This is a genomic window from Sinorhizobium sojae CCBAU 05684 (genome assembly GCF_002288525.1).
Taxonomy (GTDB): Bacteria; Pseudomonadota; Alphaproteobacteria; order Rhizobiales; family Rhizobiaceae; genus Sinorhizobium; species Sinorhizobium sojae.
The window spans coordinates 3,170,879-3,186,689 of record NZ_CP023067.1 but is presented as its reverse complement, the minus strand read 5'-3'; the positions used below and the strand labels follow the sequence as shown (position 1 = coordinate 3,186,689).

Below are 15,811 nucleotides of genomic sequence, written 5' to 3'. Positions count from 1 at the left end.
CAAGGTGCGGGGTACAGGTTGATACCAGACATGCTCGTCCGTCTCGCGGCCGGGGCATAGGCCAGGCGCTGCTTCTTGAAAGCCTGACGGCGATGCGCGCGGCTATGCCTACGCGATGATCGACGGGTCCGGTCCGACCGAATTCTACGCGTGCGCCGTCGGTGCGGTGGAAATAGCCGGACACCCGGGATCCATGCGGACCTGCTTGGGCCAGACAATGGCCCGGAACCCGAGCCGCGCGAGTGACGTTGGCGAAGCAAATGGACGCAAACGGCGGTGCCGGGCCTTTCCCTTCAGAGCCGCTTTGCGCTATGGGCTTCTGCCATGAGCCAATCACCCTTCACCATTCTTCTCGGCGGCCCGCTTACGTTGACGAAGCGGCTGGCGGCGCAACTGGCGGGCAGCCGGTTTATCGCCGCCGACGGCGGCATGCGCCATGCGAGAACGCTTGGCGTCGTGCCGGATCTCTGGGTGGGCGACTTCGATTCGACGGACGAGTCGCTCTTCCTGGAATTCGCCGAGGTGCAGCGCGAAAAATACCCGGCGGAGAAGAACGCCACCGATGGCGAAATCGCCGTCGAGGCGGCGCTTTCGCGCGGCGCGACATCGCTGATCTTTGCCGGTGCGCTCGGCGGCACCCGCAGCGACCATGCCTTCCTGCATCTGTTGCGGCTTGCCGCGCTCGCGGAACAGGGGCTGGCGGTCTTCATGACCTCCGGCGAGGAAGAGGCCTATCCGCTGAGGCCGGGCTCGCGCGAGATCGATCTGCCCAAGGGCAGCCTGTTCTCGATCCTCGGCTTCACCGAGCTGTCCGGCCTCACCATCGAGAACGCGCGTTATCCCCTCGACGGTTTCCATCTTCCCTTCGGATCGTCTCGGACGATTTCCAATGTGGCGGAAGGCCCCGTTCGCTTTTCCCTGAAATCCGGCCGGGCGGTCGTACTTGCCCGGCCTTATGACCTTTCCGGAGCCTGACGCCTTGGCGCCCCCAATCCTGAAACTCGACGATATCTTCCTCACTTTCGGCGGTACGCCGCTTCTCGCCGGCGCCGGTCTGCAGGTGGAGCCCGGCGACCGCATCTGCCTCGTCGGCCGCAATGGTTCCGGCAAGTCGACGCTGATGAAGATCGCGGCCGGTCTCGCCGAGCCGCAATCCGGCGAGGTCTTCCGCCATCCCTCGGCGACGGTCCGTTACCTGCACCAGGCACCGGACTTCGAGGGCTTCGATAGCGTGCAGGCCTATGCTGAGGCCGGGCTTGGCCCGGGCGACGATCCCTATCGCGTCAGCTATCTGTTGCAGCATCTTGGATTGACGGGGGAGGAAGATCCAAGACGGCTTTCCGGCGGTGAGGCGCGCCGCGCCGCGCTGGCGCGCGTCATGGCGCCGGAACCGGACATTCTGCTTCTTGACGAGCCGACTAACCATCTCGACCTGCCGACGATCGAATGGCTGGAAGACGAGCTCGTGCGCAGCCGTTCGGCGCTGGTGCTGATTTCCCACGACCGGCGTTTCCTCGAAAAGGTCTCGACGGCGACCGTCTGGCTCGACCGCGGCCAGTCGCGCCGGCTCGATCGCGGCTTTGCCCATTTCGAAGGCTGGCGCGACGAGGTGCTGGAGGCGGAGGAACTGGAGCAGCACAAGCTCGGCAAGGCGATCGAACGGGAAGAGCACTGGCTGCGCTATGGCGTCACCGCTCGGCGCAAACGCAATATGCGCCGGCTCGGAGAGCTACAGGACATGCGCGCCCGCTATCGCGGCCATAAGGGGCCGCAGGGCACGATCCAGGCGAGCGTTGCCGATGCCAGGGAGTCGGGCAAACTCGTCATCGAGGCGGAGAAGATCACCAAGGCCTATGGCGATCGCACCATCGTCGCGCCCTTCTCGATCCGCGTCCACCGCGGCGACCGGATCGGCCTCGTCGGACCGAACGGCGCCGGCAAGACGACGCTGCTCAAGCTTTTGACAGGCCAGCTCGAACCGGATTCGGGAAGCGTCAGGCTCGGCACCAATCTCGAGATCGCCACGCTCGACCAGAAACGCGAGGAACTGAAGCTCGACGATACGCTGGCGCATTACTTGACCGACGGACGCGGCGAGACGATGCTGGTCAATGGCGAGCAACGCCACGTCACCGGCTATATGAAGGAGTTCCTGTTCCAGCCGGAGCAGGCGCGCACACCGATCCGCGAACTTTCCGGGGGCGAGCGGGCGCGGCTGATGCTCGCCCGGATGCTGGCGCGCTCCATAAACCTGCTGATCCTCGACGAGCCGACGAACGACCTCGACATCGAGACGCTCGACCTGTTGCAGGAGATCGTCGCCGGCTTTGCCGGCACGGTGATCCTCGTCAGCCACGATCGCGACTTCCTCGACCGGACGGTGACCTCCACCATCGCGCCGGCCAATCCGGAGGCGCCCGACGGCCGGTGGATCGAATATGCCGGCGGCTATACCGACATGATGGCGCAGCGACGGGGCGCCATCGATGAGAGGCGCCGGGCCGAGAAGGCCGAGAAGGCGAAGGCGGGCGACGCGCCTGCCGAAACCGCTGAGCCACAGAAGGCGAAGGGCAAGCTTTCCTACAAGCAGAAATTTGCGCTTGAGAATCTGCCGAAGGAGATCGCCAAGGCCGAAGCGGAGATCGCTAAGCGGGAAGAGAAGATGCAGGATCCCAACCTCTTCTCCCGCGATCCAGACGGTTTTGCCAGGCTCGCCGCCGAGCTCGAGAAACTGAAAGCGGGGCTCACGCGCATGGAAGAAGAGTGGCTCGAGCTCGAGATGTTGCGCGAGGAACTCGGGGGCTGAGGTCAAGCCCCTTCCTCTTGTGGGCAGGGATTGGGGAGGGGTTTACCCGGCGTATTTCCATCCTGCATTGAGCGCCTTCAATGGATATGATAAGCAAACCTTATTAAATTCATTGAGAGCGATCTTATGCCGACAAAATTCGATTCCGACGCGATCGGGATGCTGCTCACCGATGTCTCCCGGCTATTGCGCGGCGCCTTCGACCGCAAGGTCAATGCGATGGAGCTCGGCATCACGCCGGGCGAGGCGCGGGCCTTGATCCAGGTCGCGGCGACCGAGGGCATCAAGCAAGCGGAAATCGCCACCCGCATGGGAATCGAGCCGATGACGCTCTCGGCCTATCTCGATCGCCTCGAAGCGATGGGGTTCGTCGCGCGCGTGCCGGACCCGGCGGACCGGCGCGCCAAGAATGTCGTCGTTACCGACAGCGCCGATCCGCTGCTTTCCGAATTGACCGGAGGCCTGCACGAGATGATGAACGCCTATACGGAGGGCCTCGGCGACGAAGGGCGGGAGCTATTGCGCGCCAATCTGAAGATCCTGCGCGCCAATCTCCGCCGGCTCGATCCCTGCCTTGCCCGCAGGGAGAAGGGGGCGGCCGAATGACGCTCCGGATGAGCGAGCGGCGCACGAGCATCATCGGCGCCTTCCTCGTGGCGCTGGGCCCCGTTTCCATGGCGCTCTACACGCCGGCCATGCCGGAGCTGGTGCGCGCCTTTGCCTCGAGCGAAGCGGCGATCAAGATGACGCTATCGCTTTATTTCGGCGGCTTCGCCTTCGCCCAGCTGGTTTCCGGCACGCTTTCCGACGTCATCGGCCGGCGCCGGGCGACCTTGATCTTCATGGCGATCTATCTCGCCGGCAGCGTGATGGCGGCTTTTGCTCCTTCCGTCGCGGTGCTGCTTGCAGGCCGGCTGGTCCAGGGAATCGGCGCATCGGTCGGCATGACGGTGGCGCGCGCCATCGTTCGCGACCAGTTCACCGGCACGACGGCCGCGCGCATCATGAACATGATCGGCATGATGCTCGCGCTCGGGCCCGCCGTCTCGCCGACGCTCGGCGGCATCGCGCTCGGCCTTTTCGGCTGGCAGTCGATTTTCTTCCTGATGGTTGGTTTCGCGCTGATGGCCTGCTTCACCGTGCAGTTCTTCATGGCCGAGACGGCGACACCGGATCGCAGCAAGGGGCATCTCCGGCCGATTCTCCGGGCCTATGGCGAGCTGTCGAGGGACGACCGCTTCCTGTCCTCGACGCTGGTGATCGGCGGCGCGGTCGGCGCCCTCTATGCCTGGGCGACGATGCTGCCCTTCGTGCTGATCGGCGAAGTGGGCCTGACGCCGACCGAATTCGGCGTCGGCATGCTGATGCAGTCGGGACTCTTCTTTTCGGGCACCGTCACCGTGCGGCTCCTGATGCGGCGCTTCACGCCGCAGGCGCTGGTGCCGGCGGGGCTCTTCTTCATCGGTGCGGCGAGCCTTGTTCTGGCATTCAGCATGCACGCGCTTAATCCGAGCTTTCTCTCGGTGATGGTGCCGATCGGCTTCTACGCCTTCGGGATCGCCTATGTCATGCCCTATATGATGACGGCGGCGATGGCGCCCTTCCCACATATAGCCGGCACTGCATCGGCGATGATGGGCTTCATCCAGATGGGGGCGGGTCTCGTCGGCGGGGCACTCGCCGCTCTCGTCGACGCGCCGGTGCTGGCGCTCGGAACGATCATTCCGGGCTTCGGGCTGATCTCCATAGCCAGCTATTTCTGGTACCGCAGGAGCGTTCGGCTGAGGCCTCTGGCAACGCCGGCGCATCCCGAAGAGCCTCTGCAGGACGCGGCGGAATAGGTGCCAAATCAAAAAGCCGCGGCGGTCTGCTCCGCCGCGGCTCTCTTCCCAATTCGTGCCGGTCTTAACGGTTGCGTGCGGCGAGCGTGCGCAGACGCAGCGCGTTCAGCTTGATGAAACCGGCGGCGTCCTTCTGGTCGTAGGCGCCCTGGTCGTCCTCGAAGGTGACCAGCTTGTCGGAATAGAGCGACTTGTCGCTCTCGCGGCCGATGACCATGACGTTGCCCTTGTAGAGCTTCAGCGTCACTTCGCCTTCCACATGCTCCTGGCTCCTGTCGATCGCCGCCTGCAGCATCTCGCGCTCCGGCGAGAACCAGAAGCCGTAATAGATGAGTTCCGCATAGCGCGGCATCAGCTCGTCTTTGAGATGCGCGGCGCCGCGGTCGAGCGTGATGCTCTCGATCGCGCGGTGGGCGGCAAGCAGGATCGTGCCGCCGGGCGTCTCGTAAACGCCGCGGGACTTCATGCCGACGAAGCGGTTTTCGACGAGGTCGATACGGCCGATGCCGTTGTCGCGGCCATATTCGTTGAGCTTGGCGAGAAGCGTTGCCGGCGACAGGCGAACGCCGTCGATCGAGACCGCGTCGCCACGCTCGAAGCCGATCTTGATGACTGTCGGCTGATCAGGGGCGGCTTCCGGCGAAATCGTGCGCATATGCACATATTCCGGCGCTTCCTGGGCCGGGTCCTCCAGAACCTTGCCTTCCGAGGAGGAGTGCAGCAGGTTGGCGTCGACGGAGAAGGGGGCTTCGCCTTTCTTGTCTTTGGCGACCGGGATCTGGTGCTTCTCGGCGAATTCCAGCAGGTCCGTGCGGCTCTTGAACGACCAGTCGCGCCAGGGAGCGATGATCTTGATGTCGGGGTTCAGCGCGTAAGCCGAGAGTTCGAAGCGGACCTGGTCGTTGCCCTTGCCGGTGGCGCCATGGGCGATCGCGTCGGCGCCGGTCTTCCTGGCGATGTCGATCAGGTGCTTGGAGATCAGCGGACGGGCGATCGAGGTGCCGAGCAGGTAGACGCCTTCATAGACCGCATTGGCGCGGAACATCGGGAAGACGAAGTCCTTCACGAACTCCTCGCGGACGTCCTCGATATAGATCTCCTTGATGCCGAGCATCTCGGCCTTCTTGCGCGCCGGCTCCAGTTCCTCGCCCTGGCCGAGATCTGCGGTGAAGGTCACCACTTCGGCGCCGAGCTCCGTCTGCAGCCATTTGAGGATGATCGAGGTATCGAGACCGCCGGAATAGGCGAGAACGACCTTTTTCACGTCTTTGTGCGATGTCATGATGTCTGTCCGTCTGCTCTTTGAGGGCGATGCTGCCCAGTGCAAAAAATCTGCGGCACTTTAGCCAGAACTCGATGCGATACAAGCGCAACCAGCGGCATTCGGACGAATCTGCTGGCAAAAGCGCCTCTCCTGCGGTAGCAGAAAAGATCATCCGCCCGAGGACTAGCCATGGATTTCGTGCCCAGCCTGCCGACCCTCATCGCCTTTGCCGCCGCCAGCCTGCTTCTCGCAGCAACCCCGGGGCCCGATATGACGCTCTCGATCAGCCGGGCGCTGGCGCAGGGCAAGAAGGCGGCGCTGTTCGTGGTGGTCGGCACCGGCCTCGGCATCGTCGTTCACACGCTGCTCGTCGCCTTCGGCATCTCGGCGCTGATCACCGCCTCGCCGACGGCGTTCCTGGTCTTGAAGACCGGAGGTGCTGCCTATCTGCTGTGGCTCGCGATCCAGGCGATCCGCTACGGCTCGAGCCTGTCGGTGACGAAGGTCACGGAGGCGAAGGGCTCGGCGCTCTCCAACATCGCGACCGGCTTTTCGGTGAACATCCTCAACCCGAAGGTCGTGATCTTCTTCATGACCTTCCTGCCGCAATTCGTCAGCGCCGGCGATCCGGCGGTGACCGGCAAGCTGCTGTTCCTTGGCTTCTTCTTCATCGTCATCGGCATGCCGGTCAACGCGCTCGTGGTGTTCGCGGCAGACTGGCTCGCCGCGTGGCTGCAGCGCAACCGGCGTGTCATGCGGGCGATGGATTACAGCTTCGCCGGGGTGTTCTCGGCCTTTGCGGTGAAGATTTTTCTGACCCAGGCGCGGTAAGCCACCTCTCGCCGGCCGTTCCTACGAACGCCGATCCTTCAGCCGATCAGCAACGCATCGTCGTCCAGCGTCTGACCGCGGATGCGGCGGAACATGGCGATGAGGTCTTCGACCTGCAGCGTCTTGCGGCTGTCGCCCGCGACGTCGAGGACGATCTCGCCGGCGTGCAGCATGATGGTGCGATGGCCGAAATCGAGCGCCTGGCGCATCGAGTGGGTGACCATCAGCGTCGTCAGCCTGCGCGCCGAGACGAATTTCTGCGTGAGGTTCATGATGAACTCCGCCATGCCCGGGTCGAGCGCGGCGGTGTGTTCGTCGAGCAGCAGCACCTTGGAGCCGGCAAGCGTCGCCATCACCAGCGAGACGGCCTGCCGCTGGCCGCCGGAAAGCAGGTCCATGCGGTCGCCCATGCGGTCCTCGAGACCGAGGCCGAGCTCGGCGATGCGCTCGCGGAAATGCTCGCGGCGCTTGACCCCGAGCGCCGGCGTCAGTCCGCGGCTTTCGCCGCGCCGGGCGGCAAGCGCCAGGTTTTCCTCGATCGACAATGCGCCGCAGCTGCCGGCGAGCGGGTCCTGGAAGACGCGGGCGACGAGGCCGGCTCGCGCCGCCGTTCCCTTGCGGGTCACGTCCGTGTCGCCGATCGTCACCTGTCCGGCGCTCGGTATCACGTCCCCCGCGAGCACGCCGAGCAGGGTGGATTTGCCGGCGCCGTTCGAGCCGATCACGGTGACGAAGGAACCTTCGTCGATCGTCAGGCTGACGTCGTTCAGCGCCTGCTTCTCAAGCGGCGTTCCCTTGCCGAAGACGACCTGGATGTCCTTGACGTTGATCATGCGACACCTCGGCGGCGAAGACGGGGCAGGATGAGAGCCACGGTGACGAGAGCGGCGGTGACGAAATTGAGGTCGGATGCCCTGAGGCCGAGCACATCGCTCGAAAGCGCGAGCTGGATGGCGATGCGATAGAGGATCGAGCCGAGGACGCAGCCGACGAGTGCGATCAGGATGCCGCGGGCGCCGAGCAGCGTCTCGCCGATGATGACGGCCGCGAGCCCGACGACGATGGTGCCGACGCCGGCGGTCACGTCGGCAAAGCCGTTGGTCTGGGCAAAGAGCGCCCCGCCCAGGGCAACGAGCGCGTTGGAAATCGCCATGCCGAGATAGATCTGCCGGCTCGTTTCGACCCCTTGCGCCCGCGCCATGCGGGCATTGGCACCGGTCGCCCGCATCGCCAGGCCCGCATCGCTTTCGAGGAAGCGCCAGACGAGGACGACCGCGACGATGACCAGCATGCCGACGAAGAACGGCCGCACGTAGAAATCCCTCAGGCCCAGTCCATAGAAGGGCGAAAGCATGGTGTCGGCATTGATCAGCGCGACATTGGGCCGGCCCATGATGCGCAGATTGACCGAGAAGAGCCCGATCATGGTCAGGATCGAGGCAAGCAGGTTGAGGATGCGGAAGCGCACATTGAGGAGCGCCGTGACGAGGCCGGCGGCAGCCCCGGCGGCCATGGCGACGGCCGCGGCCAGCCACGGATTGACGCCGGCGATGATCAGCACCGCCGTCACCGCCGCGCCGAGCGGGAACGAGCCGTCGACGGTCAGGTCGGGAAAGTCGAGAACCCGGAAGGCCAGAAAGACGCCGACGGCGATGAAGGCATAGACGAGCCCCAGCTCCACGGCTCCCCAGAAAGCGATTTGACTCAACGCCGGTAGTCCTCTCTCTCGGTTCCGCGAGGCCGCGGAACCCAAATCCGCTTTGATGCACCGACCCGCAGGCGTGGGGCGGCGGCAAATGCTTCCGAAATCGTTACTCGATCACGCGGGTCGCGCGGGAAAGAACGCTTTCCGGCAGGGTGACGCCCATCTTCTCGGCGGCACTCTTGTTGACCACCAGGTCCGTGCCGGCCGCGACTTTAACCGGGATATCGCCCGGCTTTTCACCCTTGAGGATGCGCACGACCACCTCGCCCGTCTGCTTGCCGACATCGTAGTAGTTGAAGCCGAGGGCGGCGATCGCGCCGCGTGAAACGGAATCCGTGTCCGCGGTGAAGAGCGGCAGTTTGCTCTCCTCGGCCACCGCGACGGCGCCCTCGAGGGCGGAGACGATCGTGTTGTCGGTCGGGACGTAGATCAGGTCGGCGCGGCCGACGAGGGCGCGGGCGGCACCCTGGACCTCGGCCGACTTGGTCGCCGCGGATTCGACCACCGTAAGCCCGGCCTTTTCGGCCTCCTCCTTCATGACCTCCAGCAGCGAAACGGAATTCGCCTCACCGGAATTGTAGAGGAAGCCGATCGACTTGGCCTCGGGCAGGATTTCCTTGATCAGAGCCACGTGGTCGGCGATCGGCGACATGTCGGAAAGGCCGGTGACATTGCCGCCGGGCTTGTCCATGTCCTTGACGAGCTGGGCGCCAAGCGGGTCGGTGACGGCCGTGAAGACCACCGGAATGTCGCGGATCGAGGAGACGACCGCCTGGGCCGACGGCGTCGAGATCGGCACGATCACATCCGGCGCATCGCCGGCGAACTGCCGGGCGATCTGCGCGGCGGTCGCGGGATTGCCCTGCGCCGATTCGTAGACGAACTGCAAGTTCTCGCCTTCCTTGTAACCGGCGGCGGCGAGCGCATCCTTGACGCCGTCGCGAGCGGCATCGAGTGCCGGATGCTCGACGATCGCCGTCACGGCGACCGTCACGTCCTCGGCGCGCACCGGAAGCGCAATGGCGACGGTGGCGGCAAGCGCGATGAGAAGTGAACGCATGGGGGTTCCTCCTGTTTTTCGAGCGGCCTGAAGAATGCGTCCCGCTCACATGATTTTGGCCGCTTCTTAGGAGAGCGGGAGGACCGAATCAATCGACAGGGACAGCTGCACCCATCAATCTTCTTGATCCTACACCAAAAACGCCTCCCTTCACCCTAACCCTCTCCCCGCAGGGGGGGAGAGGGGACTGAGACGCTGCGGCAGGTCCCTTCGCCCCGCTTGCGGGGAGAAGATGCCGGCAGGCGGATGAGGGGCAAACACGAGCGAAAGCGCTTCGCGTTTCTCTTCCGCCGCTCAATCCTCGCCGTGGTTGGCAATCATCATCGCCTCGAAGGCCAGGCGGTCGACCTTGCGCATGCGCTCCGATTCCGACTTGAGCTGGCCGCAGGCGGCGAGGATGTCGCGGCCGCGCGGGGTGCGGATCGGCGAGGCGTAGCCGGCCTGGTTGATGAAGTCGGCGAATTTCTCGATCTGCTCCCAGTCCGAGCACTGGTAATTGGTGCCCGGCCAGGGGTTGAAGGGAATGAGATTGATCTTCGCCGGAATACCCCTCAAGAGCTTCACCAGTTCCTTGGCGTCTTCCAGGCTGTCGTTGACGTCCTTCAGCATCACATATTCGAAGGTGATGCGGCGGGCATTGGAAAGCCCCGGATAGGCGCGGCAGGCCTCCATCAGTGCCTTCAGCGGATACTTCTTGTTGATCGGCACCAGCATGTCGCGCAGCTCGTCATTGACGGCATGCAGCGAGATCGCCAGCATGACGCCGATCTCCTCGCCGGTGCGGTAGATTTCCGGCACGATGCCGGAGGTCGAGAGCGTGATGCGGCGCTTCGACAGCGACAGGCCGTCGCCGTCCGAGGCGATCAAGAGCGCCGTCTTGACGTGCTCGAAGTTATAAAGCGGCTCGCCCATGCCCATCATGACGATGTTGGTGATCTTGCGGCCTTCGGCCGGCACGATCGCGCCCTGCGGCGTGTCGCGCTCCGGAAAATCGCCGAGCCGGTCGCGGGCAAGCAGAAGCTGCGAGAGGATTTCCTCGGCCGTCAGGTTGCGCACCAGCTTCTGCGTGCCGGTGTGACAGAAGGAGCAGGTGAGTGTGCAGCCGACCTGGCTCGAAATGCAGAGCGTGCCGCGGCCTTCCTCGGGGATATAGACGGTTTCGATCTCCACCGGCCGGCCGGCGCCGCGCGGCGGAAAGCGCAGGAGCCATTTCCGCGTGCCGTCATTGGACACCTGCTCCTCGACGATCTCCGGCCTCGCAATGGTGAAATGCTCTTTCAGCATTTCGCGCATGTCCTTGGAGACATTCGTCATGTGGTCGAAGTCGGAGACGCCGCGCACATAGAGCCAGTGCCAGAGCTGGCTCACGCGCATCTTCACCTGTCGCTCCGGCACGCCTTTGTCGACGAGCGCCTTCGCCATGTCCTCGCGCGAGATGCCGATCAGCGACGGTTTCTCCGTCCGCGGCACGGCGCTGACTTCAGGCGTCTTGACGATGTTCCTGTTCAAGATCTCCGTGGCCGGCATGCTCGTGATGTCCTGTCGTAAAGCCAAGGGCCGGAAAGCTGTTCCGGTTCAAGTCCCGATGCGCGAATTGAAATTTGGCGAGCCTCAATGCGCTTCATGGGCGCGGGGGCCGAATTTGCGAGGCGCTTTAGCATTCTTTCGGCTGCGAGTCACCATGACGTCGCTTTTCCAGCGGAAAGGCCCCTCATCCCGCTGCCCGCGGGCGGGGAGAAGGGACTCGCGGCGAGCGCCTGCCCTTATCGAGGCCGTACCTGCTGCTTCTCTCCTCGTCCAACCTGGGAAAGGGGAGCTCGAAGCATGCGGCATACGCCTTCTCCCCGAGGAGCGGGGAGAAGGTGGCGGCAGCCGGATGAGGGGCCGCCCTTTTCCCTAAGCCGGCTTACGCCGCCCCTGCGGTGCGCGCCTTTTCGAAGCGCTTGCGCTCGTGCGGGTCGAGATGCAGCTTGCGGAGCCGGATCGACTTCGGCGTCACTTCCACCAGCTCGTCGTCCTGGATCCAGGAGAGCGCCCGTTCCAGCGTCATCTTGATCGGCGGCGTGAGGCGCACGGCCTCGTCCTTGCCGGCGGCGCGCATGTTGGTGAGCTTCTTGCCCTTCAAGACGTTGACTTCGAGGTCGTTGTCGCGAGTGTGGATGCCGATGATCATGCCCTCATAGACCTTCTCGCCCGGCTCGATCACCATCGGGCCGCGATCTTCGAGGTTGAAGAGCGCATAGGCGACCGCCTCGCCCGGCTCGTTGGCGAGCAGCACGCCGTTGACGCGGCCGCCGATCTCGCCCTTGTAGGGCTGGTAGTCGTGGAACAGGCGGTTCATGATCGCCGTGCCGCGTGTGTCGGTCAGGAGTTCCGACTGATAGCCGATGAGGCCGCGGGTCGGCGCGAAGAAGACAAGGCGGACGCGGTTGCCGCCGGAGGGGCGCAGTTCCACCATCTCGGCCTTGCGCTCCGACATCTTCTGCACGACGACGCCGGAATATTCCTCGTCGACGTCGATGACGACTTCCTCGACCGGCTCCAGCAATTGGCCGCTCTCGTCCTTGTGCATGACGACGCGCGGACGGGAAACGGCGAGCTCGAAGCCTTCGCGGCGCATCGTCTCGATCAGCACCGCAAGCTGCAATTCGCCGCGGCCGGAAACGAAGTAGGAGTCCTTCTCCGACGACTCTTCGATCTTCAGGGCGACGTTGCCCTCCGCTTCCTTGAACAGCCGGTCGCGGATGACGCGCGACGTCACCTTGTCGCCCTCGGTGCCGGCAAGCGGCGAATCGTTGACGATGAAGGACATGGTGACGGTCGGCGGATCGATCGGCTGGGCCGTCAGTGCCTCGGCCACGGAAGGATCGCAGAAGGTGTCGGCGACGGTGCCCTTGGTGAGGCCGGCGATTGCGACGATGTCCCCGGCGTGGGCCTCCTCGATCGGCTGACGCTCGATGCCGCGGAAAGCGAGAATCTTGGAAATACGGCCGGATTCCAGCAGCTTGCCATCCTGGCCGAGCACCTTCACGGCCTGGTTCGGCTTGACGGAACCGGAGTGGACGCGGCCGGTGATGATGCGACCGAGGAAGGGATTGGCCTCGAGGATCGTACCGATCATGCGGAACGGTCCTTCCGCCACCGTCGGCTCGGGAACATGGTTCAGGACCAGATCGAGCAGCGGTGCCATGCCCTGGTCCTTTGGACCTTCGGGATTGACGTTCATCCAGCCGTCCCGACCCGAACCGTAGAGGATCGGGAAGTCGAGTTGCTCGTCGGTCGCATCCAGCGCGGCGAAGAGGTCGAAGACTTCGTTGATGACTTCCTCGTGGCGGCCGTCCGGCCGATCGATCTTGTTGATCGCAACGATCGGCTTCAGGCCGACCTTCAAGGCCTTGCCAACCACGAACTTGGTCTGCGGCATCGGGCCCTCGGAGGCATCGACCAGCACGATCGCGCCGTCCACCATCGACAGAATGCGTTCGACCTCGCCGCCGAAGTCCGCGTGGCCGGGGGTGTCGACGATGTTGATGCGCGTCCCCTTCCACTCGACCGAGGTCGCCTTGGCGAGAATGGTGATGCCGCGTTCCTTTTCGAGATCGTTGGAATCCATCACGCGTTCGGCGACGCGCTGGTTCTCGCGGAACGAGCCCGACTGCTTCAGGAGTTCGTCGACAAGCGTGGTCTTCCCATGGTCGACGTGCGCGATGATCGCGATGTTACGAATGCTCATACCTTAATCTCGGAAGTTCTGGGCGCGCGACAAGGCGGGCGCCGCTTTTTCAGTTGCCGGGCTCATACAGGTTTTTTCGCAGGAGCGAAAGGGGGCCGGCGCGTGAGATGAGGGTTGCGCAAAGGCGTGGGTCATGCAACGGCCGCCGGCTGGAGCGTCACCCACCAGAGCTCCTGATCCTGCCGGTCCATGAGCCTGACGGTCATCTCGCCCGTCTGGCCGCTGATATCGACGAGGCCGAAGAATTGCAGCCCTGCCGATGGCGGCAGGTTGCTGTCGATGCCGCCGCCCGTGGCCTTGATGAAGCGGACTTCGGGACCGAAGGTCCTGTCGAGCTCCTTCGGCCCGTAGGTGCCGGAATGGAGCGGCCCCGACACGAACTCCCAGAAGGGCAGGAAATCCTTGAACGCCGCGCGCGACGGGTCGTAGTGATGCGCCGCCGTATAGTGCACGTCGGCCGTCAGCCAGACGATGTTGTCGATGGCCCGGTTGCGGATGAAGCGCAGGAGATCGGCAAATTCCGTCTCGCGGCCTCCGGGCCGGCCATTGTCGCCATTGGCGATCGCATCCGAGCCGCGCTTCTGCGCATAATCGTCCCAGACGACGAGGCCGATCGGCATGTCGCAGGCGATCACCTTCCAGGTGGCGCTGGACGCCGCAAGCTCCCGCTTCAGCCAATCGGCCTGCCGCCAGCCGAAGAGGCCGCCATCCCCTACGCCCTGGTTCGGGCCGCGATAGGAGCGCAGGTCGACGAAGAAGACATCGAGCAGCGGCCCGTAGGCGATCTTGCGGAAGATCCGCCCCGGCTGCGCCGGGAAGCTGCGGATCGGCGTCATCTCATGGAAGGCGCGCGCCGCACGCGATGCGTAGACGGCAATATCCTTCTCCGGATAACGCGGATCGTCGCTGAGGTTTGTCGAAGCCGACCAGTTGTTCAAGACCTCGTGATCGTCCCACTGATAGAAGGTCGGGCAGGCGGCGTTCAGCCCGCGCACATGCGCGTCGAGCAGGTTGTATTTCCACTGACCGCGATATTCGTCGAGCGTGCGGGCGACGTCGCGCTTCTCGGGCGTCACGATCCGGTTCTTCCAGAGGCCGCCGTCGCGGAGCCTGATCTCGTCCGGCATCGGATTGTCCGCATAGATCGTGTCGCCGGAATGGATGAAGAAGTCCGGCTCATGCATGCTGATCGTCGAATAGGTCTTCATGCCGACCTCGTCGATGCCCCAGCCCTGGCCGGCCGTGTCGCCCGACCAGGCGAAGCGCACCGAGCGGCGGCGGAGAGGCGCGGTGCGGAAGCGGCCGACGATCGGCTCGGAAACGCGGTTGCCGTCATAAAGATCGGCCGCGGTGAAGCGATAGAAGATGTCCTGATCCGGCAGCAGATCGTTTAGCCGGCATTTGAGCGCGCAATCGCTCGCCGGCGTCGCGTCGACATCGGCAAGCCGGACGGCATCGGCAAAGCTCTCGGTCGTCGAATATTCGATCGAGACCAGCGCCGGCCGGTCCACCCGCGTCCAGATCATCCCCGATCGCGTATCGACATCGCCGGATTGAACCCCATGCAGGAATTCCGGCCGGCCATGGCCGCGGGCATAGAAGGGCGTCGCAAGCCCGGAGGAAGCGGCAAGCCCCGCCGCGCCGGCCGAAAAGAGGAAAGAACGCCGCGTTAGCCTGTCTCGAACAGCCGACAAACTCTGCCTCCGGTGCCATCTCGCGATCGATCGATTCTCGCGAGCGGACCTTTGGCGCGCCGCATGTCAGCGGCTTGACAGCGGCATGAAACTATTCCGACGGTTTGGCGACAGTTCCGTGAACAGGGCGCCGGTCAGCTATCTTCAATGCATGCATTTGTAATGGTGGCGGATGTGCTGGTTGAAGTAGTGGCCGGCGGACTCCGCATGCACCAGTTCCTCATAGACCTGCTGCGGCACATCGAGGTAGTGGTAGGGGCCGGCGATTGCCGAGTAGCCAGATCGTCAAGGTGCGATGGCGCACGTCATAGGCGACGTCGTGGATGGCGGAGGAGTCCAGGACCGCGGTTGATTTGACCATAGACATCGGCGTCTTCCCGATTGGAGTCTGCAGCGCCGCGCGTCTTTTCAGACGCGCAAAGGTCGCTGAAATACTTTGAATCTGCGCATCGAGCTTTCCGAAAACCGGTTCCGGGGACCGATGCGCCAGAAGTCGCTTTTAGCCTATTCTACAACAATCGCCCCGCTTTATTCAAATGCCCGCCGCTCCGGGCGCTCAATGTATCGTCTGGAATTCTTCGCCGAGGATACGGAAGGCGTCTTCGAGTGCGGCAACGAGAATATCCGTCAGTTCGTCGCCGTCACTGTTCATGAGGAACTGGGCGATCATCGCTTCCTGCGGGTCGCTATAATGTTCCACGTCGTTGGACATCCATCGTCTCCTTCTTGGCCGCGCCCATTGCGGCTCATCGGCGCGAGAGCGGGATGCGCTCACATGCGTTCGCGCCGCCGCTCTCACTTTGTTTTTGCCGCATTGTGCGACGGCAGGTGATTCCACCTGACTGCAAATGCTTTTAGGAGGGCTGACTTGTGCAGA

Annotated in this window: 14 protein-coding genes; 5 read left to right on the top strand and 9 right to left on the bottom strand. The window is 64.1% G+C overall.

Going from position 1 to position 15,811, the window contains the following annotated elements; translation table 11 throughout:
- The first annotated feature begins 324 nt into the window (after positions 1-324).
- From SJ05684_RS15540 to SJ05684_RS15525, 4 genes are all read left to right on the top strand, one after another.
- A complete protein-coding gene (locus tag SJ05684_RS15540) occupies positions 325-975 on the top strand; it encodes a thiamine diphosphokinase (RefSeq protein ID WP_034852840.1) in 651 nt (216 codons plus the stop codon).
- A gap of 4 nt (positions 976-979) precedes the next feature.
- Positions 980-2,806, top strand: coding sequence for an ABC-F family ATP-binding cassette domain-containing protein (locus SJ05684_RS15535; RefSeq protein ID WP_034852875.1), 1,827 nt, complete (start codon positions 980-982; stop codon positions 2,804-2,806).
- 126 nt (positions 2,807-2,932) lie between these two features.
- The gene (locus SJ05684_RS15530) at positions 2,933-3,412 is read left to right on the top strand and encodes a MarR family winged helix-turn-helix transcriptional regulator (RefSeq protein WP_034852842.1); all 480 of its coding nucleotides are present in this window, start codon (positions 2,933-2,935) and stop codon (positions 3,410-3,412) included.
- Positions 3,409-4,647 carry a multidrug effflux MFS transporter gene (locus SJ05684_RS15525; RefSeq protein ID WP_034852844.1) on the top strand — a complete coding sequence of 413 codons (1,239 nt, stop codon included), beginning with the start codon at positions 3,409-3,411 and terminating at the stop codon, positions 4,645-4,647. Before SJ05684_RS15530 ends, SJ05684_RS15525 begins: the two co-directional genes overlap by 4 nt.
- 64 nt (positions 4,648-4,711) lie before the next feature.
- On the opposite strand, the gene SJ05684_RS15520 is transcribed toward SJ05684_RS15525, so the two are convergent.
- Positions 4,712-5,929 carry an argininosuccinate synthase gene (locus SJ05684_RS15520; protein ID WP_034852846.1) on the bottom strand — a complete coding sequence of 406 codons (1,218 nt, stop codon included), beginning with the start codon at positions 5,927-5,929 and terminating at the stop codon, positions 4,712-4,714.
- 171 nt (positions 5,930-6,100) lie between these two features.
- Between SJ05684_RS15520 and SJ05684_RS15515 the strand changes: the two genes are divergently transcribed.
- Positions 6,101-6,742 carry a LysE family translocator gene (locus SJ05684_RS15515; protein ID WP_095694286.1) on the top strand — a complete coding sequence of 214 codons (642 nt, stop codon included), beginning with the start codon at positions 6,101-6,103 and terminating at the stop codon, positions 6,740-6,742.
- A gap of 38 nt (positions 6,743-6,780) precedes the next feature.
- Here the strand turns inward: SJ05684_RS15515 and SJ05684_RS15510 are convergent, their stop codons facing one another.
- The 8 genes from SJ05684_RS15510 to SJ05684_RS15475 all read right to left on the bottom strand — a co-directional run bounded on the left by SJ05684_RS15510 (position 6,781) and on the right by SJ05684_RS15475 (position 15,646).
- Positions 6,781-7,575 (bottom strand): ABC transporter ATP-binding protein, encoded by a 795-nt coding sequence (locus SJ05684_RS15510; RefSeq protein ID WP_095694285.1) that lies wholly within the window; start codon positions 7,573-7,575, stop codon positions 6,781-6,783.
- The gene (locus tag SJ05684_RS15505) at positions 7,572-8,450 is read right to left on the bottom strand and encodes an ABC transporter permease (protein ID WP_034852878.1); all 879 of its coding nucleotides are present in this window, start codon (positions 8,448-8,450) and stop codon (positions 7,572-7,574) included. Before SJ05684_RS15505 ends, SJ05684_RS15510 begins: the two co-directional genes overlap by 4 nt.
- 103 nt (positions 8,451-8,553) lie before the next feature.
- Positions 8,554-9,507: an ABC transporter substrate-binding protein gene (locus SJ05684_RS15500; protein ID WP_034852880.1), complete on the bottom strand. Its 954-nt coding sequence runs from the start codon at positions 9,505-9,507 to the stop codon at positions 8,554-8,556.
- A 294-nt stretch (positions 9,508-9,801) separates the two neighbouring features.
- Entirely contained in the window at positions 9,802-11,034 is a 1,233-nt protein-coding gene (gene rlmN, locus SJ05684_RS15495) for a dual-specificity RNA methyltransferase RlmN (RefSeq protein WP_034852882.1), read from the bottom strand.
- Positions 11,035-11,413: 379 nt separating this feature from the next.
- A complete protein-coding gene (gene typA, locus SJ05684_RS15490; protein WP_034852883.1) occupies positions 11,414-13,240 on the bottom strand; it encodes a translational GTPase TypA in 1,827 nt (608 codons plus the stop codon).
- Positions 13,241-13,371: 131 nt separating this feature from the next.
- Entirely contained in the window at positions 13,372-14,934 is a 1,563-nt protein-coding gene (locus tag SJ05684_RS15485; protein ID WP_034852885.1) for an alkaline phosphatase D family protein, read from the bottom strand.
- A gap of 144 nt (positions 14,935-15,078) precedes the next feature.
- Positions 15,079-15,147, bottom strand: coding sequence for a KTSC domain-containing protein (locus SJ05684_RS30435; protein WP_244426602.1), 69 nt, complete (start codon positions 15,145-15,147; stop codon positions 15,079-15,081).
- A 343-nt stretch (positions 15,148-15,490) separates the two neighbouring features.
- Positions 15,491-15,646 (bottom strand): hypothetical protein, encoded by a 156-nt coding sequence (locus tag SJ05684_RS15475; RefSeq protein ID WP_085939012.1) that lies wholly within the window; start codon positions 15,644-15,646, stop codon positions 15,491-15,493.
- Positions 15,647-15,811: the final 165 nt, after the last annotated feature.